The sequence below is a fragment of the Aeromonas sp. R4-2 genome, assembly GCF_040908295.1.
Lineage (GTDB): Bacteria > Pseudomonadota > Gammaproteobacteria > Enterobacterales > Aeromonadaceae > Aeromonas > Aeromonas veronii.
Genome location: NZ_JBFODL010000014.1, coordinates 81,838 through 103,384, shown reverse-complemented (window position 1 = coordinate 103,384; position 21,547 = coordinate 81,838). Strand labels below are relative to the sequence as shown.

The 21,547-nt window shown below is 59.1% G+C and carries 21 protein-coding genes and 7 tRNA genes; 12 read left to right on the top strand and 16 right to left on the bottom strand.

All coding sequences use genetic code 11. The features are described from left to right. Window positions 1-49: 49 nt before the first annotated feature. A complete protein-coding gene (locus AB5Y99_RS10980; protein WP_103250429.1) occupies window positions 50-718 on the top strand; it encodes a LysM-like peptidoglycan-binding domain-containing protein in 669 nt (222 codons plus the stop codon). Between the two features lie 274 nt (window positions 719-992). After that, window positions 993-1,202, top strand: a complete 210-nt coding sequence (locus tag AB5Y99_RS10975; RefSeq protein ID WP_005338972.1) for a cold-shock protein — start codon at window positions 993-995, stop codon at window positions 1,200-1,202. Between the two features lie 228 nt (window positions 1,203-1,430). Here AB5Y99_RS10975 and AB5Y99_RS10970 read toward each other — a convergent pair. The 8 genes from AB5Y99_RS10970 to orn all read right to left on the bottom strand — a co-directional run bounded on the left by AB5Y99_RS10970 (window position 1,431) and on the right by orn (window position 2,853). Further along, window positions 1,431-1,506: transfer RNA gene (locus AB5Y99_RS10970), tRNA-Gly, on the bottom strand. A gap of 24 nt (window positions 1,507-1,530) precedes the next feature. Beyond that, a tRNA-Gly gene (locus AB5Y99_RS10965) sits at window positions 1,531-1,606 on the bottom strand. 24 nt (window positions 1,607-1,630) lie between these two features. Then, window positions 1,631-1,706, bottom strand: a tRNA-Gly gene (locus tag AB5Y99_RS10960). Window positions 1,707-1,730: 24 nt separating this feature from the next. Beyond that, a tRNA-Gly gene (locus AB5Y99_RS10955) sits at window positions 1,731-1,806 on the bottom strand. A 25-nt stretch (window positions 1,807-1,831) separates the two neighbouring features. Beyond that, window positions 1,832-1,907: transfer RNA gene (locus tag AB5Y99_RS10950), tRNA-Gly, on the bottom strand. A 33-nt stretch (window positions 1,908-1,940) separates the two neighbouring features. Continuing rightward, window positions 1,941-2,016 (bottom strand) — tRNA-Gly (locus tag AB5Y99_RS10945). A gap of 37 nt (window positions 2,017-2,053) precedes the next feature. Next, a tRNA-Gly gene (locus AB5Y99_RS10940) sits at window positions 2,054-2,129 on the bottom strand. A gap of 178 nt (window positions 2,130-2,307) precedes the next feature. After that, window positions 2,308-2,853: an oligoribonuclease gene (orn, locus tag AB5Y99_RS10935; RefSeq protein WP_088870062.1), complete on the bottom strand. Its 546-nt coding sequence runs from the start codon at window positions 2,851-2,853 to the stop codon at window positions 2,308-2,310. A 91-nt stretch (window positions 2,854-2,944) separates the two neighbouring features. On the opposite strand from orn, the gene rsgA reads away from it, so the two are divergent. From rsgA to AB5Y99_RS10910, 5 genes are read left to right on the top strand one after another with little or no spacing between them, the layout of a single operon-like run. Further along, window positions 2,945-3,979: a small ribosomal subunit biogenesis GTPase RsgA gene (gene rsgA / locus AB5Y99_RS10930; protein WP_201955097.1), complete on the top strand. Its 1,035-nt coding sequence runs from the start codon at window positions 2,945-2,947 to the stop codon at window positions 3,977-3,979. Between the two features lie 28 nt (window positions 3,980-4,007). Then, window positions 4,008-4,880: an archaetidylserine decarboxylase gene (gene asd / locus AB5Y99_RS10925; RefSeq protein ID WP_201955096.1), complete on the top strand. Its 873-nt coding sequence runs from the start codon at window positions 4,008-4,010 to the stop codon at window positions 4,878-4,880. Continuing rightward, the gene (locus tag AB5Y99_RS10920) at window positions 4,877-5,146 is read left to right on the top strand and encodes a VF530 family DNA-binding protein (protein ID WP_005349372.1); all 270 of its coding nucleotides are present in this window, start codon (window positions 4,877-4,879) and stop codon (window positions 5,144-5,146) included. The genes asd and AB5Y99_RS10920 overlap by 4 nt, the downstream gene beginning before the upstream one ends. Beyond that, window positions 5,136-5,387, top strand: a complete 252-nt coding sequence (locus AB5Y99_RS10915; protein WP_005338984.1) for a DUF2960 domain-containing protein — start codon at window positions 5,136-5,138, stop codon at window positions 5,385-5,387. The genes AB5Y99_RS10920 and AB5Y99_RS10915 overlap by 11 nt, the downstream gene beginning before the upstream one ends. Window positions 5,388-5,389: 2 nt before the next feature. Continuing rightward, entirely contained in the window at window positions 5,390-5,779 is a 390-nt protein-coding gene (locus AB5Y99_RS10910; RefSeq protein ID WP_201955095.1) for a hypothetical protein, read from the top strand. A gap of 86 nt (window positions 5,780-5,865) precedes the next feature. Here the strand turns inward: AB5Y99_RS10910 and AB5Y99_RS10905 are convergent, their stop codons facing one another. The 5 genes from AB5Y99_RS10905 to gpt form a co-directional block, all read right to left on the bottom strand. Next, a complete protein-coding gene (locus tag AB5Y99_RS10905) occupies window positions 5,866-7,119 on the bottom strand; it encodes a glutamate-5-semialdehyde dehydrogenase (protein ID WP_201955093.1) in 1,254 nt (417 codons plus the stop codon). Window positions 7,120-7,153: 34 nt separating this feature from the next. Then, window positions 7,154-8,257 carry a glutamate 5-kinase gene (gene proB / locus AB5Y99_RS10900; RefSeq protein ID WP_005358365.1) on the bottom strand — a complete coding sequence of 368 codons (1,104 nt, stop codon included), beginning with the start codon at window positions 8,255-8,257 and terminating at the stop codon, window positions 7,154-7,156. Window positions 8,258-8,435: 178 nt separating this feature from the next. Then, a complete protein-coding gene (gene crl, locus AB5Y99_RS10895) occupies window positions 8,436-8,828 on the bottom strand; it encodes a sigma factor-binding protein Crl (RefSeq protein WP_005339003.1) in 393 nt (130 codons plus the stop codon). Between the two features lie 62 nt (window positions 8,829-8,890). Beyond that, a complete protein-coding gene (frsA, locus tag AB5Y99_RS10890) occupies window positions 8,891-10,159 on the bottom strand; it encodes an esterase FrsA (protein WP_005349360.1) in 1,269 nt (422 codons plus the stop codon). Between the two features lie 172 nt (window positions 10,160-10,331). Further along, on the bottom strand, window positions 10,332-10,799 hold the full coding sequence (gene gpt, locus AB5Y99_RS10885; protein ID WP_005339007.1) for a xanthine phosphoribosyltransferase: 468 nt from the start codon (window positions 10,797-10,799) through the stop codon (window positions 10,332-10,334). 947 nt (window positions 10,800-11,746) lie between these two features. On the opposite strand from gpt, the gene AB5Y99_RS10880 reads away from it, so the two are divergent. Next, window positions 11,747-13,198, top strand: coding sequence for an aminoacyl-histidine dipeptidase (locus tag AB5Y99_RS10880; protein WP_323893917.1), 1,452 nt, complete (start codon window positions 11,747-11,749; stop codon window positions 13,196-13,198). A gap of 76 nt (window positions 13,199-13,274) precedes the next feature. Here AB5Y99_RS10880 and djlA read toward each other — a convergent pair whose 3' ends face one another. Genes djlA through AB5Y99_RS10865 form a run of 3 tightly spaced genes read right to left on the bottom strand, consistent with a single transcriptional unit; the run spans window position 13,275 to window position 15,803 of the window. Beyond that, window positions 13,275-14,108: a co-chaperone DjlA gene (gene djlA / locus AB5Y99_RS10875; protein ID WP_106842272.1), complete on the bottom strand. Its 834-nt coding sequence runs from the start codon at window positions 14,106-14,108 to the stop codon at window positions 13,275-13,277. 19 nt (window positions 14,109-14,127) lie between these two features. Further along, the gene (murU, locus tag AB5Y99_RS10870) at window positions 14,128-14,796 is read right to left on the bottom strand and encodes an N-acetylmuramate alpha-1-phosphate uridylyltransferase MurU (RefSeq protein WP_323893919.1); all 669 of its coding nucleotides are present in this window, start codon (window positions 14,794-14,796) and stop codon (window positions 14,128-14,130) included. Then, window positions 14,793-15,803 carry an aminoglycoside phosphotransferase family protein gene (locus tag AB5Y99_RS10865; protein ID WP_368209698.1) on the bottom strand — a complete coding sequence of 337 codons (1,011 nt, stop codon included), beginning with the start codon at window positions 15,801-15,803 and terminating at the stop codon, window positions 14,793-14,795. The genes murU and AB5Y99_RS10865 overlap by 4 nt, the downstream gene beginning before the upstream one ends. A gap of 174 nt (window positions 15,804-15,977) precedes the next feature. Here AB5Y99_RS10865 and lptD point away from each other — a divergent pair, with 174 nt between their 5' ends. From lptD to rsmA, 4 genes are read left to right on the top strand one after another with little or no spacing between them, the layout of a single operon-like run. Continuing rightward, window positions 15,978-18,422 (top strand): LPS assembly protein LptD, encoded by a 2,445-nt coding sequence (gene lptD, locus AB5Y99_RS10860; protein WP_069526578.1) that lies wholly within the window; start codon window positions 15,978-15,980, stop codon window positions 18,420-18,422. A 26-nt stretch (window positions 18,423-18,448) separates the two neighbouring features. After that, complete coding sequence (gene surA, locus AB5Y99_RS10855) at window positions 18,449-19,747, top strand: peptidylprolyl isomerase SurA (RefSeq protein WP_368209696.1); 1,299 nt, start codon at window positions 18,449-18,451, stop codon at window positions 19,745-19,747. Continuing rightward, window positions 19,747-20,742: a 4-hydroxythreonine-4-phosphate dehydrogenase PdxA gene (gene pdxA, locus AB5Y99_RS10850; RefSeq protein ID WP_193861301.1), complete on the top strand. Its 996-nt coding sequence runs from the start codon at window positions 19,747-19,749 to the stop codon at window positions 20,740-20,742. Before surA ends, pdxA begins: the two co-directional genes overlap by 1 nt. After that, window positions 20,732-21,544 carry a 16S rRNA (adenine(1518)-N(6)/adenine(1519)-N(6))-dimethyltransferase RsmA gene (rsmA, locus tag AB5Y99_RS10845; protein WP_005339016.1) on the top strand — a complete coding sequence of 271 codons (813 nt, stop codon included), beginning with the start codon at window positions 20,732-20,734 and terminating at the stop codon, window positions 21,542-21,544. Before pdxA ends, rsmA begins: the two co-directional genes overlap by 11 nt. The last annotated feature ends 3 nt before the right edge of the window (window positions 21,545-21,547 follow it).

Genomic DNA, 21,547 nt, shown 5'->3' with positions numbered 1-21,547 from the left:
AGGCGGCGAATTTGCCTGATGGCAGGCAATGTAGTGAGAGGTAAATGCCGTGCCCACCCCGGACCGTCGCCCACGAGGCCATAACAGACGAGCCCAGCAGCGTCGCCAAGACGAATCACAAGGATCCCTGCTCCATCGCATCAATGCCGCGACCCTGTCCCTGCGCCAACGTTTTGGCCAAGGGATGAGCAACCTCGGTCAACGCCGCCAGGATGCCAAAGCAGGCAAATTCAAGCTGTCCAGCCCGCTGCCCCGCAAAAACACCATAGGTCTGCTGATCCTGATCCCGCTCTGGTTGCTGGTGCTGGCCTGGGAGCCGGCACCATCCGCCCCCAAAGCCGCCCCTTCCGGCTCGCTGGAAGTGCCGCTGGCCGTGCCTGCTCAAGCTCTAACTGTCGGTAATGGCGCGGCAGGTAGTGCCCCCGCGGCAGCCAAGCCGGTCGAAGAGAAGGTCAACGGTACCTGGCTGCAACACGATGTGCAGGCGGGTGAGACCCTCTACTCCATCTGGCGCAAATTCGAGTTGCCGGGTGCCGAGCTGAGCCGCCTGATCGCCATCGAGGGGCCGGATCGCCCCCTGACCCGCCTGCAATCGGGCCGCTCTATCTTCATCCTGGTGGACGACACCCGCCGCATCCAGCGGGTGGAGATCCGCTCCTACGGTCAGGCGGTTTACCGCTACGACCGGCAGGGCGAAGGGTTCGCCCTCAAGGAATAACAAAAACGGGAGGCGCTGGCCTCCCGTTTTTTTCAGTCAAATATCTTCAAATAAGCTACTGACTTCACAATATTTTTAGCTTGTTCAAAAAACGAAAGGGGTCAAATTGACAAGGATCGGCGCTAACGTAGAATCGTTTGTGCTTTAGACAGGGATTGTTCTACGTGCTACTGGGACAAAGAGACGTGGTCAGTCATGAGCCAACCCCTGCTTGCAAGGCAAATGCAGCCCAGCACGGGCTTAGTTTCATTTTGTTATTGATAGGATTTAGCACATGTCTGACATTCGCACCGGCCAGGTAAAATGGTTCAACGAAACCAAGGGTTTTGGCTTTATTGAACAATCCCAGGGTCCGGACGTATTCGTTCACTTCTCCTCCATCCAGAGCACCGGTTTCAAAACCCTGGCTGAAGGTCAAAAAGTCCAGTTCACTGTGACCCAGGGCAAAAAAGGCCCTCAGGCTGAGAACGTTACTCTGGTCTAAGCCCGCGCCAGTGAATCATGCAGGAGGAGCCAAGGCCCCTCCTCTTTTTTGCCCGCAATTCTTCCTGCCAACCACCTTTCCCTCGTACAACCCGCACAATGAACCCGTACCATCTTCCTGTTTGCAGAAGGCGGCGGAGACACGCTGAGTAAACGCCATATACGACAAAGCATCGCAGCGCGATGTGAAGGGCAATTCAAAGGGATTATGAAAACGTCGAAGAGAGATTGGAGCGGGAAACGAGACTCGAACTCGCGACCCCGACCTTGGCAAGGTCGTGCTCTACCAACTGAGCTATTCCCGCAACAGAATGTCATTTACAAGTGATTGGAGCGGGAAACGAGACTCGAACTCGCGACCCCGACCTTGGCAAGGTCGTGCTCTACCAACTGAGCTATTCCCGCAACGGAATGTCACTTACAAATGTTTGGAGCGGGAAACGAGACTCGAACTCGCGACCCCGACCTTGGCAAGGTCGTGCTCTACCAACTGAGCTATTCCCGCAACAGAATGTCATCTGCAAGTGATTGGAGCGGGAAACGAGACTCGAACTCGCGACCCCGACCTTGGCAAGGTCGTGCTCTACCAACTGAGCTATTCCCGCATCGGAATATCACTTACAAATTTTTTGGAGCGGGAAACGAGACTCGAACTCGCGACCCCGACCTTGGCAAGGTCGTGCTCTACCAACTGAGCTATTCCCGCAACAATTTGGTTGTCTTGAGGCTGGCTGATGATTGGAGCGGGAAACGAGACTCGAACTCGCGACCCCGACCTTGGCAAGGTCGTGCTCTACCAACTGAGCTATTCCCGCATCGGGCTGGTTTGCACCAGTGTCATCATCAGATTTTTGGAGCGGGAAACGAGACTCGAACTCGCGACCCCGACCTTGGCAAGGTCGTGCTCTACCAACTGAGCTATTCCCGCAACTACCTTAAAACAGGCCGTACAGCATTTGGTTGCTTGCGCTACTGTACGGGAGCCGAATTATAAGAGCAGTCATTCCAATTGCAAGGGCTTTTTTGTCTGGTTGCGCGCGTTCGCTCAAAAGCTGGCCGAACTGTCGATTTTAGCAGCCAGAGTATGACAACCCCTTGCCGGAGAATCAGATCTTGAAGACGTGGCTGCGATAGAACTGCAGTTCGGCGATGGATTCGCGGATATCGTCCAGCGCCTGGTGGGTGCCGCTCTTCTTGAACTGATCCAGCAGTTCCGGCTGCCAGCGGCGTACCAGCTCCTTGATGGTGCTGACGTCGACATTGCGGTAGTGGAAGAAGGCTTCCAGCTCGGCCATGTGCTTGACCATGAAGCGGCGATCCTGACCGATGCTGTTGCCGCACAGCGGGCTGGTGCGCTCCGGCACCCACTGGCGAATGAACTCGAGGGTCTCGGCAATGGCTTTCGCCTCGTCGTGCTGACTCGCCTTGACCCGGGCCACCAGACCGCTCTTGGTATGGGTGTTGACGTTCCACTCGTCCATCTTGGCCAGCTCTTCATCACTCTGATGAATGGCGATGACCGGCCCTTCGGCCAGTACGTTCAGATCCTTGTCGGTGACGATGGTGGCAATCTCCAGTACCACGTTCTCTTCGGGGTCGAGACCCGTCATCTCCATGTCGATCCATACCAGGTTCTGCGCGCTGACTGTCATGATTGCTCTCTCTATTGGGAGGAATGGCGGAATTTTGCCAATTTGCATGTATCATACTGGCTTTGGATCTGTTCATAAACTGGCGAATCGAGTGGCAAAGAAAGCAAAACTCAATCTGGGTCAACAAAGGCGCGTCCAGGCCAACCGCGAACGGCGGCTGCAAAAAGATCACACCACAGTGGTGGATGACACCCTGTTTGGCCCGGCCATCGAAGGGGTGGTGATCAGCCGTTTTGGGCAGCACGCAGACGTGGAAGCGGTCGATGGCACCATCCACCGCAGCAACCTGCGACGCAGCAGCATCAGCAGTCTGGTCTGTGGCGACAAGGTGGTGTGGCGTCCCGGCCTCAATGCCGCGACAGCGGGCGTCATCGAGGCGGTGCATCCGCGCCACTCGGTACTGACCCGGCCGGACTTCTACGACGGGGTCAAACCCATCGCCGCCAATATCGACCAGATCATCATCGTCTCTGCGGTGATGCCCGAGTTCTCCACCAACATCGTCGACCGCTATCTGGTGGCCGCCGAGGATGTGGAGATCCGCCCCCTCATCGTGCTGAACAAGGTCGATATGCTGGATGATGTGGCCCGCGCGCGCATCGAACGCCAGCTCGAAACCTACCGCAAACTCAATTACGAGGTGCTGCTGGTGAGCTGCGAGAGCGGTGAAGGGCTCGATGAGCTGAAAGCCGCTCTGACCGACAAGATCAGCATCTTCGTCGGCCAGTCCGGGGTGGGCAAGTCGTCCCTCACCAATGCCCTGATGCCGGGGCTGGATGTGCTCACCGGCGAGATCTCCGAGAACTCGGGGCTCGGCCAGCACACCACTACCACGGCGCGGCTCTACCACTTCCCGAGCGGTGGCGATCTCATCGACTCCCCCGGGATCCGCGAGTTCGCCCTCTGGCATCTGGAGGCCGATCGCATCACCTGGTGCTTCGTCGAATTCCGCGACTATCTGGGTGGCTGCAAGTTCCGCGACTGTACCCACAAGGACGATCCCGGCTGTGCCCTGCGCGCCGCGGTCGACGCGGGCGCCATCAGCGCCGATCGCTTCCACAACTATCACCGCATCCTGGAAACCATGCAGGAAGCCCGTCACGGTCGCCAGCAAGCGCGCCTGTGACCCTAATAAACCTACGTTGATGATGAACATGAGCATTACTGACAACCTGAAAATTGCCGGTCAATACTGTCTGCCCAAGCACGCCCTCTCCCGTCTGTTCGGCAAGTTTGCCGCCGCCGAAGCGGGCAACATCACCACCAAAGTGATCGAGGCCTTTATCAAGCAGTATCAGGTCGACATGAGCGAGGCGCTGCACGAGAGCCCGGCCCACTACAAGAGCTTCAACGAGTTCTTCACCCGCGAACTCAAGCCCGGTATCCGCCCGGTGGTAGAAGATGCCATGACCCTGGCGCTGCCGGTGGATGGCACCGTCAGCCAGCTCGGCCCCATCCAGCAGGGTCGCATCATCCAGGCCAAAGGCCACGACTACAGCGCCCGCGAACTGCTTGGCGGCTATGAGGATCTGGTGGCGCCGTTCAAGGATGGCGACTTCGCCACCATCTATCTGGCGCCCAAGGATTACCACCGCATCCACATGCCGCTGGACGGCGTGCTGGAGAGCATGGTGTTCGTGCCGGGGGATCTCTTCTCCGTCAACCCGCTTACCGCCGAGAACGTGCCTAACCTGTTTGCCCGCAACGAGCGGGTGGTGGCCACCTTCCGCACCCCGCACGGCCCCATGGCGCTGGTACTGGTCGGTGCCACTATCGTGGCCAGCATCGAGACCATCTGGGCCGGCAACATTGCGCCGACCAAAGAGAAGAAGGTGGTGCGCCGGGATTACACCGGCGACGAGGCCATTACATTGCAAAAAGGTGCCGAGATGGGGCTGTTCAAGCTGGGCAGCACCGTGGTCTGCCTGTTTGGCCCGGGCATGCTGGCCGGTTTCGAACCCCATCTGGCCAACGGGGTCACTACCCGCATGGGTCAGCCCTTTGCCAAGCTGGCGGAGCAGGCATGAGCGAGCAACCGAACGCCTCGCAGAAGAACAACCCGCTGCACGGGCTGACGCTGGAAGCCATCGTCACCGCACTGGTCGAGCACTACGGCTGGGAAGAGCTGGGGCAGCAGATCAATATCCGCTGCTTCACCGATAATCCGAGCATCAAGTCCAGCCTGAAGTTCTTGCGCAAGACCCCCTGGGCTCGGGAGAAGGTCGAAAGCCTCTACCTCTACGTCCAGCGCAAGCAAGCCAAATCGAAGAAGGAAGGGCAAGATGGCCTTTAAGATTACGTACACCTATAAAAAACAGGCCAAAGAGATCGGCTACGCGAACGACAAGTTCCGCAGCATCTACGACGCCATCGCTGCTGCCGAAGGGCTGGATCTCACCAGTTTTCACGCCATGGAGGCCCAGCTGGCTCAGGTTTGTCGCCGTGACAAGAAAAGCGTGAAGGATTATCAGGAGAACTACTTCAAAGAGTTGGGATTCTCCAACATCGTCATCGAACGGGATCTTCAGGAGTAACCATGCGCACCTTGACTCTGATGGCCGCCTCTCTGCTGCTGGCGGCATGCAGTACACCGGAACAACATCTGGTGGGCGGCGATCGCGACAGCCACGGCTGTATCGGCAGTGCGGGCTATCAGTGGTCAGCGCTGACTGGCAAATGTGTGCGCCTGTTTGAAGAGGGTGTACGGCTCAATCCGACCGATGCCAGCCAGACCAGCAGCGCCTTCGTGATGTTCAATACCGACCAGACGCAGGCCGAATTGCATCTGCCAAGCGGCGAGCAGCACCTGCTGACCCGTCAAGGTGCGGAGGGCAACTGGTCGTGGCAGGGCAGCGGCTACACCCTCTTCATCTGGAAGGGTTATGTGCTCAAGCACGGTGACAAGGCGCTCTATCACGGGGAATAACCCGATCGCCTGATATCTTCGCCATATCCACCAAATAAAATGCCGACCCAAGGGGTCGGCATTTTTGTATCTGACACAACCGGTTATCAGGCACGGCTGAGGTAATCGGCCTGTCCCACCCACTTGTAGCTGGTGAGCTCGGTCAGCCCCATGGGGCCGCGAGCATGCAGCATCTGGGTCGACACAGCTACCTCCGCCCCCAACCCAAACTGGCCGCCATCGGTGAAACGGGTGGAGGCGTTGACATAGACCGCCGCCGAACCGGCTCCGTTGACGAAACGCTCGGCATTGGCCAGATCGTTGGTCAGGATGGCATCTGAGTGGCCGGCGTTGTGCTCGCGCATGTGGGCCAGTGCCTCGTTCACATCCGCCACCAGCTTGACCCCCAGGGTCAACCCGAGCCACTCGGTATCGAAATCCTCCGGCCCCACCTCGCACAGGTTGTCGGCACCCGCCAGCAGCGCCATGGCGTTGGGCGCGGCCACCAGCGTCACCTTGCGCTCGTTCATCAGCGTCACCAGCTGCGGCAGGAAAACCGAAGCGACTTTCTCGTGTACCAGCAGAGTATCGAGGGCGTTGCAGGCGGAGGGGCGCTGCACCTTGGCGTTGTCGATAACAGCCAGAGAGCGCACCAGATCGGCACTCTCGTCGACGAAAATATGGCTGATACCGAAACCACCGATGATGACCGGGATGGAGCTGTTCTCCTTGCACATCTTGTGCAGGCCGGCACCGCCACGGGGGATGATCATGTCGACATAGCGGTCGAGACGCAGCAACTCGCCGACCAGCGCCCGATCCGGGTTGTCGATGTACTGCACCGCCGCCTCGGGCAGACCGGAGGCCGCCAAGGCATGCTGGATCACCCGCACCAGCTCCAGATTGGAGTGGAAGGTCTCGCGCCCGCCGCGGAGTATGCTGGCGTTGCCGGTCTTGAGGCAGAGGCTGGCGATGTCGATGGTGACGTTGGGTCGCGCCTCGTAGATGACGCCGATAACCCCGATGGGCACCCGACGACGGGAGAGCCGCAGGCCATTTTCCAGCACCCGGCTATCCATTTCGGCGCCGACCGGATCGTCCAGCGTGATCACCTTGCGTACATCCGCCACAATCCCGGCCAGCCGCGCCGGATTGAGCAGCAGGCGATCAAGCATCGCCTCTGACAAGCCAGCCTCACGGCCGGCGGCGATATCTTTCGCATTGGCAGCGAGGATCTGTTCACTGCGCGCCTCCAGCTCGTCGGCGATGGCGGCCAGCGCCCGGTTCTTCTGCGCCGTGCTGACAGTAGCCAGCTGATAGGCAGCTTCACGGGCCGCCTGCCCCATTTTCTCCAGACTCATCTCATTTCCCTTTGTTCATGCCGTGCCGCCCTGATTAGAGCAGCACCATATCGTCTCGATGGATGGCTACTGAACCATATCCATAGCCCAGTACCTGCTCAATCTGATCCGAGTGGACGCCACGCAACTTCTCCAGCTCCAGATGGTCGTAACGGCAGATACCGCGCGCCAACTCGGCGCCTTTGGGATCAAGAATACGCACCACATCGCCCCGAATGAAATCGCCCTTGACTGCCACAATCCCCTTGGGCAGCAGGCTGGAGCCTTTCTCCTTCATGGCGGCCACTGCGCCCTGATCCACATGCACTTCACCGTGAGGAGGTGGGCCTGCCAAGATCCAGCTCTTGCGCCCTTCCAGCGGGGACGCCAGCGCCGGGAACAGGGTGCCAATCCGCTCGCCCTTGGCGAGACGGCCGATCACCTCCGGCATCTGGCCGGTCGCGATCACCACGTTGACGCCGGCGCGGCGCGCCACATCGGCAGCCTGCAGCTTGGTAGCCATGCCGCCGGTGCCGAGGCCGCTGACACTGTCACCCGCCAGCGAGCGCAGGGTATCGTCGATAGTCTGCACCTCTTCAATAAGCTGGGCATCGGGATTGGTGCGCGGATCGGCGGTAAAGAGCCCCTTCTGGTCAGTCAGCAGGATCAGCAGATCCGCATCCGCCAGGATAGCGGCGCGGGCGGAGAGGTTGTCGTTGTCACCTACCTTGATCTCGGCGGTCGCCACCGCATCGTTTTCGTTGATGACCGGAATAATGCGGTGATCGAGCAGGGTGCGCATGGTGTCGCGGGCGTTGAGGTAGCGCTCCCGATCTTCCAGATCGGCGCGGGTCAGCAGCATCTGGCCGATATGCAGACCGTAGAGGTTGAACAGATCCTGCCATACCCGAATAAGCTGGGTCTGACCAACCGCTGCCAGCATCTGCTTGTTGGGCAGGGTTGGCGCCAGTGGCGGGTGACCCAGATGTTCACGCCCGGCGGCGATAGCCCCTGATGTGACGACCACGACCCGATGGCCGTGACGGTGCAAGGCCGCACACTGTCTGACCAGCTCGACCATATGGGCACGATTGAGCTGGGAAGACCCCCCTGTGAGCACGCTGGTGCCCAACTTGACGACTATGGTTCTGTTTTCCATGGGAGCATAAAGGCTAAAAAGTAAGGAATATCTTTATACCCACGGCCATGGTGCCCTGCAAGGCAATTAACGCCGGGGTGAGGAGATGGGGCAAAGCCCGGATGATTGCGGTCGGAAGGGGAGATGGCTGACTGATGGCCCGGCAAACAGCAGGATGCTGCTCGCCGGACATCAGGGATCAAGCGGCGGTCACGGTCAACTCATTGGTGACCTGATCCGCTGGCGCTAACTGACACTCCAGAGCCGTCAGTTTGTCGCTGATGAGCTTGTAGAAACGGTTGAGGGTCCGCTCCACTTCTACCTGGTGCTTCTTGGGGATCGGTTTGTCCAGCCACTCACCATCAGCATTGTAGAAACCGAGCTGATAGTGGTAACGGAAGTGGTGATCGTCCTGTTCCAGCACCAGCCACCAGCCCCAGAACTCCCGTTTGTCCGGCGCCGGCTTGGCACTGACACAGACCGACAGGCAGTCGAAACGATAACGCCCCTCCTCGCAGAGATCTTCGCGCAAATAGGGGCCAATGGCAGCAAACTGCCTCAGCAGTCGCTTGTAGGTCACTCTTTCAGACATGTTAACCTCCCTGTTAAACAAGCCGCACCACCTCGGGATGGTGTCAGTTCTTTAGCGCAATGTCAGGTACACAAATGCTGTTTCAGCCACTCGACGATTTCGTCCAGCGCCTTGTCATACACCTCCAGCAAAGGCTGTTTGTCGAATACGATGGCCTTGCCGTTACGACTGGCCGCCGCCAATGCCCGTACATCCTGCTCGGGACAAATAAAATCTCGCTTGTGTCCAATACTCAATATCGGCACCGATGTGCGAGTCCCCAGTAATCCTTGAGTTTTAAGTGAAAAAACCTGGCACTTGGTACGCATGCCGTCCCACTGCGCCGCATCCGCCCCCAACCGGTTGGCCAGACTGTCCCGCATCATGCGCGGACACTTGGCAAACAGCTCCTGATTGGTAAACACCTGATTGACACCGGCGCCGACACAAACCACGGTGCGCAGCTTAAAGGGTTCGATAAAGGCCAGTCTGGCTGCGATATTGCCCGCCAGACGCATCCCCACCATGGCGATACGCTGATGATCGACCCAGGCCACTTCGGAAAGGTAATGGAGCACCGCCTGATGAAGGCGGCTGGTATCCTGCACCAGCGGCCAATGCTCGGCATAGCCAACCCCGGGCATATCGAGGGAGAGCATGCCGATACCGTTGGGCTCGAGCCGTTTGAGATAGAAGTTGAGGAAATCGAGCTGCAGGGAGTCGATCCCGCCGCTGATGATCACCAGCGGCACCGGTTTTTCGGTCGTCGGCAGGTGGAGATAACCCTGAATATGCTTGCCGCGAAAAGGCACCTGGATCTCTTTGAGCGGCACCTTGAACAGGCGACCCGCCTCGCGATAGGCCATGTTACCGAGCAGCTGGGCCTGATCCGCCAGCTCGTCATCCTTGAGATGGGGATAGCTGGCGATGGAGTAGTAGCGCACCGCCTTGAGCAGCTGTTTCAAGGCGCCAGAAGGATCACCCTTCTCGCGCAGTTCGCGGCCCTGCTTGAAATAGTTGCCAGCCACCTGGCTCCACTCGTAGATCCAGTTGCCGGGCACATAGCCCTTGATGGTATCGAGATAGCAATCGTGGGTGCGCTCGCCGGTCGCCATGGCGATGCGGGCCAGGGTCTGCTCCACTTCGATGGGGTCTGCCCCCTGCCAAGTCCAGGAGGGGCGACGCAGCAGGCGATACCAGCTCTTTGACATGGAGCCATCGATAAACATCTCGTCTGACTCGGCTTGCGCCAGATCAGCCGCACTGGAGTTGGAGATCTCGGATGTTTCCAATACCTTCTTGACGCGGGTAAAGAGCTGTTCGGTCAGGTTTAGGTCTTCGTTCAAGTCCAAGATAGTATCCCATTCATATCAGGCAATAGCTCATCTTAACCACTTTTACTGCCCATCAGCCACCCTGCAACAGATTGATACACAAAAAAACAGGGCTCCAAATTGGAGCCCTGTGAAACCATTATTGCCGGTCGCGACCAATGGACGCAGTGAGCGTCACATCCCGCTCCCGTTACTTTTCGTCGCAGATCGGTGTGGCGAACTCCAGTGCCATATCCCACGGCTGTTCGATCCAGGTATCCTGCGGGATCGCCACTTCGAAATCGTCCAGCAGCGCTTCGCCCATCGGCTTGGCGAAAATCGCGATGAACTTGGCTTTCGGGTAGAGCTCGCGGATCGCCTTGGCGGTAGTGCCGGTGTCTACCAGATCTTCCACCACCAGCCAGCCTTCGCCGTCACCGGCGGTGGTGGCAGCCTTCACGACCACCAGCTCGCGCTGGCTGTCATGGTCATAGCTGGAGATGCAGAGGGTTTCCACATTACGAATGCCAAGTTCACGGGCCATCAGGGCTGCGGGCACCAGGCCACCACGGCTGACCGCGATGATACCTTTCCACTGGCTGACAGGCAGCTGACGACGGGCCAGACGGCGAGCTTCACGTTGCAGGTTGTCCCACGACACATAGAACTTTTTCGGCATGTTATCGATCTCGAATAGTTATTTAAAAACAATCACTTAAAATAACAACATCCGCAATTATCCCTGCGGATGCCAGTAAATGGCGGCCCTTGCCCGACTGAATTCAGATTGCACTTCGGCTGCCTCAGGACTAAGCCTCGGCAGCAAATCTGATAACAATGGAAGCAAGATGGGCTTATCCGGCGATCGGTTAGATGATGTGTCCAAACCGCGGACAGGCTGTTGGGCCGATATGATAGCACCGTTTGCAGAGAAAATGCCTGGCAAACGTATGCCAAAAACAGGAAAAATCGGCATCACCCTCTCCATTCGGCCCATCTCGAGCGCCAAACGACTAACCTGCCGTCCCTGCTGCCGAGTCCTAATGAGCTGTGCGGCAAATCGCAGATAAAAAAATAGCAGGGGGAGGATTTACCTCACGCACCTGCTGCTTTCTCGCCTCTGCCTGGTTGGGCAGCTCGTCTTAGCGACGAGTGACGAAGGGGTTAGGGTAGCTGAAACCCTGGGTATACAAAGAGGGGGCAAACCAATAGGTTGAGTTGCTGCCTGGCATATTGAAACTCCTGATTGCTTAACAAGTTACGTACCTTTAATGCGGGCTCAAATCCTTGAACGAACACTCGGTTCCATGGAGGCGCACTTGCTTTGCTTCGGTTCCCTGGAGGCTTTCATCGTCATCCTGACGGGTGGCGAACCACGGGAGCTAATTTACCAGTCGGTGCGTTAAATTCAATATTTTTGTGAGATCGGTCACACATTTTCTTTTCTATCGGTCAGCGTCGTCCGAACCTGACGATCGTACTGCCTGGTTGCCATAAGCCAGCACAAGCTGCCTGCGATTTGCGCTGATTGCTCACATTTTTGTGTGATTGACTGTATTATCGTTATCCTCTTCCCCGGCCCGCTGATGGGGCCCTGTTAATTCCGTGCTGGTAAGGAGTCCCGACGTGGCACAGCTTAGCTCTCTCTCTCCCAAACTGATTTGGCATTTCTTCGAACAGATCTGCTCCATTCCCCACCCTTCCAAACATGAAGCCAAACTGAGCGCCTGGATCATCCAATGGGCTCAAGGGGAAGGTCTGGCGGTCAAACAGGATAACGTCGGCAACATCATCATCAAAAAACCGGCTACCCCGGGGATGGAAAACCGCAAGGGCGTGGTGCTGCAGGCCCACATCGACATGGTGCCGCAGGCCAACGCCGACACCAAACACGACTTCGCGACCGATCCCATCGATGCCTATGTCGATGGCGAGTGGGTCACTGCCCGTGGCACCACCCTGGGTGCCGACAACGGCATCGGTATGGCCGGTTGCCTGGCAGTGCTGGCGGACAAGACCATCAAACACGGCCCGCTGGAAGTGCTGCTGACCACTGACGAAGAGACCGGCATGACCGGCGCCTTCGGTCTGGAAGCAGGCTGGCTGGAAGGCGAGATCCTGCTCAACACCGACTCCGAAGAGGATGGCGAGGTCTATATGGGCTGCGCCGGTGGGGTGGATGCCAATATCCGTTTCCCGCTCGAGCTGGTTGATGCTGCGGAAGGTGAAGCATTCGAGCTGGCCGTTAAAGGGCTGCGTGGCGGTCACTCCGGTTGCGACATCCATCGCGGTCGTGGCAACGCCAACAAGCTGCTGGTGCGCCTGCTCAAAGCAGCCGAGCCGCTCGGTATCCGTCTGGCCGAGATCCACGGCGGCACCCTGCGCAACGCCATCCCGCGCGAAGCCCGTGCCACCCTGCTGGTACCTTCTGCCAGCGTAAACGAGTTCAAGGCGCTGGTTGACCGCTACACCGGGATCTACCAGACCGAACTGGCCGCCACCGAGCCGAACCTGACTCTGCTGGTCAACAACGCCGCCAAACCGGCCAAGCTGATGAGCGTCTCCCTGCAGCAGCGCCTGCTGGATGCCCTGATGGCCTGCCCGAACGGCGTGATGCGCATGAGCGATGCCATGCCCGGCGTAACCGAAACCTCTACCAACCTGGGGGTCATCAAGACTCAGGATGGCGAAGTGTACGTCCAGTGCCTGATCCGCTCCCTGATCGACTCCGGCCGCGAGAGCATCGAGCAGATGACCCGCTCCCTGTTCACTCTGGCGGGTGCCAGCTGCGAATTCACCGGTGCCTATCCGGGTTGGGCGCCGAACGTGGACTCCCCCGTCATGGCGCTGGTGCGCAACAGCTACCAGACCCTGTTCGGCACCATGCCCAACGTGATGGTGATCCACGCCGGTCTCGAGTGCGGTCTGTTCAAGAGCGCCTATCCGGAGTGGGACATGGTCTCCTTCGGCCCGACCATCCGCGGTGCCCACTCCCCTGACGAGAAGGTACACATCCCGGCAGTCGAGCGTTTCTGGCAGCTGCTGGTGCACGTACTGGAAGCCATTCCAGCCAAGTAAGCTAACCCAACGGCAAAACAAAAGCCCCGCACTGCTGCGGGGCTTTTTATTGTCTGTGCCAGCCTGACTTTGGCGCTTAACGGATACCGCGTGCCTCGCGGATCCATTCCCAGGCTTGCTGGATCTCCTGGGTCTTCTCCTTGGCCATCTCCATCATCTCCGGCGGCAATCCCTTGGCGGCCAGCTTGTCCGGGTGATGCTTGCTCATCTCCTTGCGGTAGGCGCGCTTGATATCCTGATCGCTGTCGCTTTCGCTTACCCCCAGCAGCTGGTAGGCATTCTTGAGGCGATCCGCCGAGGGAGGCGCCTGCCGATACTGCTGGCCACCTGCGCCGCCCCCCTGATACTGGCCATGGGCCTGATTGAAGAAGTTCATCTGCGCCTCGGCCATCGCCAGAATGCGGGCCAGCTCGATGCGGCTGAAGCCCAGCTCGTCGGCAATGGTGTGCAGGATGGCGCGTTCACCATCCTCTACCCGACCATCGGCAAAGGCGGCCTGCAGCTGCACTTCCAGAAAGAAGCGCAGGATATCGCGCTGGCCCTGGCTGGCACGACGGAACTCGGCCAGGGTCTCGCGCAGCGGGAAACCGGCCTCCTTGCCCTGCCGGAACGAATCCTGCGCGCGGCTGCGCAGCTCACCGGAGAGACGCATCCGATCCATCAGATTGGAGGCGACCCGGATCTCCTGCTCGGTCACCTGACCGCTCGATTTGGCGATATGGCCCATCACCGAGAAGGTGGCATGGAAGAAGACAGCCTGTTGCTCCTGAGTCGGGGTACGGCGAAACGCCCCCTGCAGCCCCATGCCGCGATCGAAACGGTGGCCAATCCAGAGACCAATCAGGGCACCGATGATGTTGCCGAGCAGAAAACCGAAGAAGGCGCCCAGCACCTTACCCCAAATACGCATGGTTCAAGACCTCTTGATGTTATTGAGCGCGGAGCTGAAGCTGTTCGTCCAGCTCGCGCAGACGGTCGACAGTGCCGATATCGCGCCACTCGCCAGCCAGCAGGCAGCCACCGACCAGACCCTGCGCCATCCACTCCCGCAGCAGGGGAGCCAGTTTGCGGGCACCCGCAGGCAGACCGGCAAAGGCTGCGGGCCGATAAAGACCGACGCCGCTGAACGTGAAGGCGGGGGTGTCTACGACCTTGCCATCTTGCAGGGCAAAGTCCCCGGCCGGATGCTGGGGCGGATTGGGTGCCAACCAGAGGTGGGCAAGATTCTCACCCAGGGACAGCTCAACCAGAGAGCGATAGTCGAGATCGAGCCAGGTATCGCCGTTGATCACCAGAAATGGCTCATCCCCCAACAGTGGCAGCGCCTGGATGATGCCGCCGGCCGTCTCCAGCGCACTCTCCTCGGCTGACCAGTGAATGGTCACGCCAAGCGCACTGCCATCACCCAGGGTCTCGACCAGCTTGTGGCCGAGCCAGGCGTGGTTGATCACCAGCTCGGTGACTCCGGCTGCTTTGAGCTTTTCTATATGGTGGACGATGAGCGGCTTGCCCCCGACAGCCAACAACGGCTTGGGCAGCAGGTCAGTCAGCGGACGCATCCGCTCGCCACGGCCAGCGGCCAGGATCATCGCCTTCATGGTTTCACCCCGGCGTTGGCGATCCCCGGCAACACCACCTGCTCGAGCCACAAACCAAAACGGGCCAGCACCGGATAGGCGCTACCATGGCGGTGACAGACATCCACCACGTAGCCGAGGGTACGGGGAATATCCTTGAGATAGCCGGACTTGCCGTCGCGATGATAGAGACGAGTGAAGATCCCCGCCGCTTTCAGATGGCGCTGCATGCCGGTCAGGTCGGCATCGCGGCGGAAACTGGCGTAGTCGCTCTCGCCAAGCAGTCCCGCCTGCTGCAGGGTGGCAAAACCGTGTTGCATCCCCTGCTCGATCACCGCGTCCGGCCAGCGCACATAGCAATCTTTCAGCAGAGAAACGAGGTCATAGGCGAGCGGCCCGATGACCATATCCTGAAAATCGATGATGGCGAGTTCGCTGGTATCAGGAGTGTCTCCGCCGCACACCATCAGGTTGCGACTGTGGAAGTCACGGTGCATAACCCCTTGTGGCTGAGACAGATTACAGGCGGTGAGACAGGCAAAGGTCTCATCCAGCAATTGTTGCTCTTCATCGCTCAGGGTCAGTTTTAGATGGTGGCCAAGCAGCCACTCGGGGAAAATGCTGTTCTCCCGCGCCATAAAGGCGGCATCGAAGGGCTCAAGCGCCAGATCTACCGCCCCCAGAGTTGGCAACAGGTCTATCGCCTTGCCATACCAAGCCTGCACGTTTTGCTCGTTCAAGCAGCTGATCAGCTGGGTATCGCCCAGGTCGCTGACCGCCAGCAAACCTTGTTCATAGTCAACGGCCTTGACCTCTGGCGCCAAGAGCTGACGTGCACGCAAGGCTGCTGCATTACGAACAAACTCATGATTTTTTTCGGTTTTCGGATTGGCATCTACCCATACCAGCCCGGTACCACGGTAGTAGCGGCGGAAACTGGCATCACCGGAAATGAGGGTCAACTGAAGGGTGGCATCGCCTGAAATCTGGCGTGCCCACTGCAATAGCAGGGAATCGCGATCGTGCATAAGTAGGGGACCAAGGTGGAAAGCAGCACTTGGCTGTTAGCCCTGGCCGCAATAATGCTTTATCATTGCCGGCTAACATAAAGCAATGACATGCAATGTCAACTCGATGAAACCTGTCGTAAAATGCATGCCTTGGATCAACCGTATCTATCACGGATTGCACGAGTCTTTCACATGACAAAATGGACACTGGGGTACCGCTATCCCATCGCCCTGACTATCAGCCTGGCCCCCGCACTCACCTCTATGATGGTGCAGGCGGCTCCGTTCGAAGCGCCGCCAGCCACCGGCATTCTCGATAGTCTCTGCTATGACTATGTTCCCAAGATAGAGAAGCCTGCATCGGATCAGGATGCCAACGCACAGCCGGTCGAGGTTGATGCTGACCGTCTCGAGGCCAAACAGGGCGGCACCGCCGTCTATGAAGGCGACGTCAAGGTTCGTCAGGGTGTTCGCAAGTTTGACTCCGACTATGCCCAGCTCGACCAGAAGAGCCGGGATGTCATCGCCATCGGCAACATCTATTACAACGACGGTCAGGTGACCGTCACCAGCGACAAGACCCTCAAATCCAACCTGGATACCAAGAACTCCGAGCTGGAAGAGGGCAAGTATCAGGTGCATGGCTCACCGGTGCGCGGCTTTGCCAAGCGCGTGGTGATGACCAACAACAACCAGAACATCACCATGGAGGGGGCCCAGTACACCACCTGCCCCCCCGGTCAGGAAGTGTGGACCCTCAAGGCGGGCAGCATCGACATCGACCAGAAAGAGGTGTTCGGCGAAGCCTGGAATGCCAGCCTCTGGCTCTATGACTACCCGGTGTTCTACTTCCCCTATATCAACTTCCCCATCAAGGATGAGCGGAAGACCGGTCTGCTCTACCCGGGTTACAAGCAAAGCTCCAGCAACGGCATGGATATCACCCAGCCCTTCTACTGGAACATTGCCCCCAACTATGATGCCACCATCACCTCCCGTTTTATGGACAAACGCGGCCTGATGGAGCAGGTGGAGTTCCGCTATATGCCGGACCCTGCCCACACCGGCACCCTCTATTTTGAAAATCTGGCGGATGACAAGCAGTACAGCCCGAGCAATCCGAGTCTGGCGGGCCTGTCCGATGGCCATCGCTACCTGATGAACGTCCGTCACGGCTCCGCCCTGATGGATGGCAGCCTGCGTTTTGGTATCGACTACACCCAGGTGCGCGACAAGGATTACAACTACTTCAACGACTTCAGCCCGCAAGTGGGCACTCAGGTCGACAGCCAGTTGCAGCAATCCTTTACCGCCGGCTATTACCAGCCTAACTGGAACCTCACCTCCGAGGTGCGCCGCTACCAGATCCTGAGCCCATATGCACTGCTGCCCCACGAGATGCTGCCGCGTATCGACTACAACTACTATCAGCAAGGCAAGTGGTTCGATCTGGCCTGGAACAGTGAACTGACCAAGTTTGGCTATGACAGTGGCAGTGCCGCCACTCTGCAAGCAGGTGAGCGCTATACCGCTACCCGCCTGCATCTGGCGCCAACCCTGACCGTGCCCCTGGTGGATGCACCGGGTTACTACCTGACCAGTCAGTACAAGCTGATGTTTACCTCCTACAACCAGGAGGTACCCGATAATCTGGTTAGCCAGGACCGCAGCCGCTTCACCGATGCAGACAGCAAACAGCTGACCCTGAAAGAGGGCACCATTACCCGCACTCTGCCCTCCTTCCGCCTCAAGGGGGGCGTCAACTTCGATCGGCCACTCGACTGGTATGATGGCAAGGGTACCCAGACCCTGGAACCCGAGTTCCAGTACCTCTATATCCCTTACAAAAATCAGGACGAGATCGGGATCTACGACTCCACCACCACCCGTCAGGATTACTACAGCCTGTTCAGTGATCGCCGCTTTGCCGGTCTCGACCGCATCAGCGATGCCAATCGGGTCACCGTTGGCCTGACCAGCCGGGTCTATGACAATGTAGGTGATGAACGGTTGCGTCTGGCGGTGGCCCAGGCCTTCGAAATGACACCACCCAAGGTGCGCCTCTACCCTTCAAATCCGGAAAGCACCAACGCTCGCTCCCTGCTCTCGTTCGAGGGGGATGCCCGGATCACCGATGAGTGGTTTGCCCACGCGGGGACCCAGTACGATACCTCCGAGGGTGAATTTACGGCTGGCAACGGTGCAGTCGAGTACCGAACCGGCAAGCTGACCACTCAGGTCAACTACCGCTACATCAAGGATGGCAACCTGGACTATCGCTATCCGACCAACACGGCACTGGCAGAAGATCTGAGCCAGGCGGGTCTGGTGATGATGGCGCCGATCGCCGATCAGTGGCAGATGTATGGCGGTTACTACCGTGACATCAAGCAGGATGTGAACATTGACCGCAAGATCGGTGTCAAATACGACTCCTGCTGCTGGAGCATCAACATGAGCCTGGAGTGGCACAATCAGCCGGACAACGTCACCCTGAAGCCCACTTCGGAAAAAGTCATTGGTCTGCAGTTTGAAATGAAGGGACTTGGCAGCGTGGGTACCGGTGGCCGCAGCGTCACCCTGGATACCGAGCTGTTGCCCTATGTTCGCCCGTTTAATCTGAAAGGCCAGCAATGATGCTGGCCCAGCCTTGAGAGATGGATATGAAAAAGACCCTGATTGCCCTGCTGACCGCGGGAATGTTCGGTGCCATGAGCCAGGCCGCACTGGCTGCGCCCGAGCTGATGGACAAGGTTCTGGCCGTGGTCAACAAGGACGTGGTGCTGTCCAGCCAACAGGACGCACTGGTCAACAAGGTAAAACTCTCCGCCCAGGAGAGCGGCCAGTCCCTGCCTGACGATGCCACCCTGCGCAAACAGGCGCTGGATCGGCTGATCCAGGAGAGCCTGCAGCTGCAACTGGCGGAGCGCCAGGGGCTGAAGATCAGCGACACCCAGCTGGAACAGGCTATTCAGGGCATCGCTGCCGACAACAAGATGACCCTGGATCAGCTGCGGGCCCAGCTCGCACGTGAAGGGATGACCTATGCCCAGTATCGGGAAGAGGTGCGCCGCGAGATCCTGATGAACGAGGTGCGCCGCAACCAGGTGCGCCGCCGTATCAACATCTCCGAGCAGGAGGTGAAGCAGGTGGTGGAGATCCTGAAGAAACAGGGTCAACAGCAGAACGAATACCACGTCGGCCATATCCAGATTGCCCTGCCGGACAACCCCACAGCCGCCCAGCTGGATGCCGCCAAGAGCAAGATCGAGCGCATTCTGGCCGCCCTCAAGCAAGGTGCCGACTTCCGCAAACTGGCCATTGCCGAGAGTAATGGTCCCAAGGCGCTGGAAGGGGGTGATTGGGGCTGGATGAGCCCGCAAGAGATGCCGACCCTGATGGCCGAAGCGGTACAGGGTGCCCAGAAGGGCGACATCGTCGGCCCGCTGCGCTCCGGCGCCGGCCTGCACATCGTCAAAGTGTTCGACACCAAGGGTCAGCAGCAAGTGATGCAGACCGAGGTGAAAGCCCGCCATATCCTGATCAAGCCGTCCATTATCCTGAGCGAAGAGAAAGCCAAGGGGATGCTGGATGGCATTCTGCACGACATCAAGAGCGCCAAGGCCAGCTTCGCCAGCATGGCAGAGAAGTACTCCGAAGATCCGGGCTCTGCGGTGCAGGGTGGCGAACTGGGCTGGTCTGATCCCAACGTCTATGTCCCCGAGTTCCGCGACATGGTCAACCGTCTGCAACCGGGCCAGATCAGTGCCCCGTTCCGTACCAGCCATGGCTGGCACATCGTGCAGGTGGAAGATCGCCGCAGCCAGGATGCGACCGACAAGGCTCAGGAGCAGCGCGCCTACCAGCTGATCTACAATCGCCGCTTCGTGGAAGAGTCCCAGGCGTGGCTGGATGAACTGCGTGACGAGGCCTACATCCAGATCGAAGGAGCTGGTAGCTGATGAGCTGCCGTCGCCTTGCCGTTACCCCGGGCGAACCGGCCGGGATCGGCCCGGATCTGGTGCTGCAGATTGCCCAGCAGGATTGGCCCCACCAGTTGGTGGTGATCGCCGATCCGGCGCTGCTGCGCGAGCGGGCAACCCTGCTTGGGCTGCCCATCGAGCTTGAGCCCTACGATGCCGCTGCCCCTGCCCGCCCCCAGCGGGCGGGCACTCTGACCGTCTGTCCGGTCACCCTCGGCGCCCCCGTGGTGCCGGGCGAGCTGAACGAAGGCAATGGCGCCTATGTGCTGGCGACCCTGCAGCGTGCCTGCGATGGCAACATGAGCGGCGAATTTGCCGCCGTGGTGACCGGGCCGGTGCACAAGGGGATCATCAACCAGGCCGGGGTCTCGTTCAGCGGCCACACCGAGTTCTTTGCCCAGCAATCCAACACCGCCGATGTGGTGATGATGCTGGCCACCGAGGGGCTGCGGGTCGCACTGGCGACCACCCATATTCCGCTGGCCTATGTGGCGATGGCCATCACCGAGGATCGCCTCGGCAAGGTGATCAGGATCCTCAACGAGGATCTCGCCACCAAGTTTGGCATCGCCAAACCCCGTATTTACGTCTGCGGCCTCAACCCCCACGCAGGGGAAGGTGGCCATCTCGGACGTGAAGAGATTGACGTGATCGAACCCGCCCTGGCCACCCTGCGCCAGGAAGGGATCGATCTGGTCGGCCCCTTGCCGGCCGACACCCTGTTCCAGGAGAAATACCTCAAGGATGCGGATGCGGTACTCGCCATGTACCACGACCAGGGGCTGCCTGTGCTCAAATACAAGGGCTTCGGCAGTTCGGTCAATATCACCCTGGGGCTTCCCTTCATCCGCACTTCGGTGGATCACGGCACTGCGCTGGATCTGGCAGGCAAGGGCCTGGCCGATCCGGGCAGCCTTGTCACCGCGATTAACCACGCCATCAAGATGGTAGAGAAAAAAAGATATGAGCAGTAAGGTGCACATGGGCCACACGGCCCGTAAGCGTTTCGGTCAGAACTTCTTGCACGACCGGTATGTGATCGATCAAATCGTCGCCGCCATCAACCCGCAGCCGGGTCAGAATCTGGTGGAGATCGGTCCGGGTCTGGCCGCGCTGACCGAGCCGGTCGCCGCCCAGATGGACAAAATGACCGTGGTCGAGCTTGACCGGGATCTGGCTGCGCGCCTGCGCGAGCACCCGACCCTCAAAGACAAGTTGACCGTCATCGAAGCGGACGCCATGCGTTTCGACTTCGGCACCCTGATGGGTGAAGGCAAGGGGCCGCTGCGCATCTTCGGCAACCTGCCCTACAACATCTCCACCCCGCTCATCTTCCACCTGTGCGAATTTGCCGACCGGGTTGAGGACATGCACTTCATGCTGCAAAAGGAAGTGGTATTGCGTCTGGCAGCAGGCCCGGGCAGCAAGGCTTATGGCCGCCTGAGCGTGATGACCCAGTACTACTGTCAGGTAGTGCCGGTGCTGGAAGTGGGCCCGGGCGCCTTCAAACCAGCGCCGAAAGTGGACTCTGCCGTAGTTCGCCTGATCCCGCACAAGAATCCGACCATAGTCGCAAAAGACATTCGCTGTCTGAATCGCGTCTGTACCGAAGGCTTTGGCCAGCGTCGCAAGACCATCCGCAACAGCTTCTCCAACTTCATCACCGACGCCCAGCTGACCGAGCTTGGTATCGATGGCAACCTGCGCCCGGAGAATCTCTCCCTCGAGCAGTTTGTCATGATCGCCAACTGGCTGGCGGATCAGCAACAGGCCTGATCC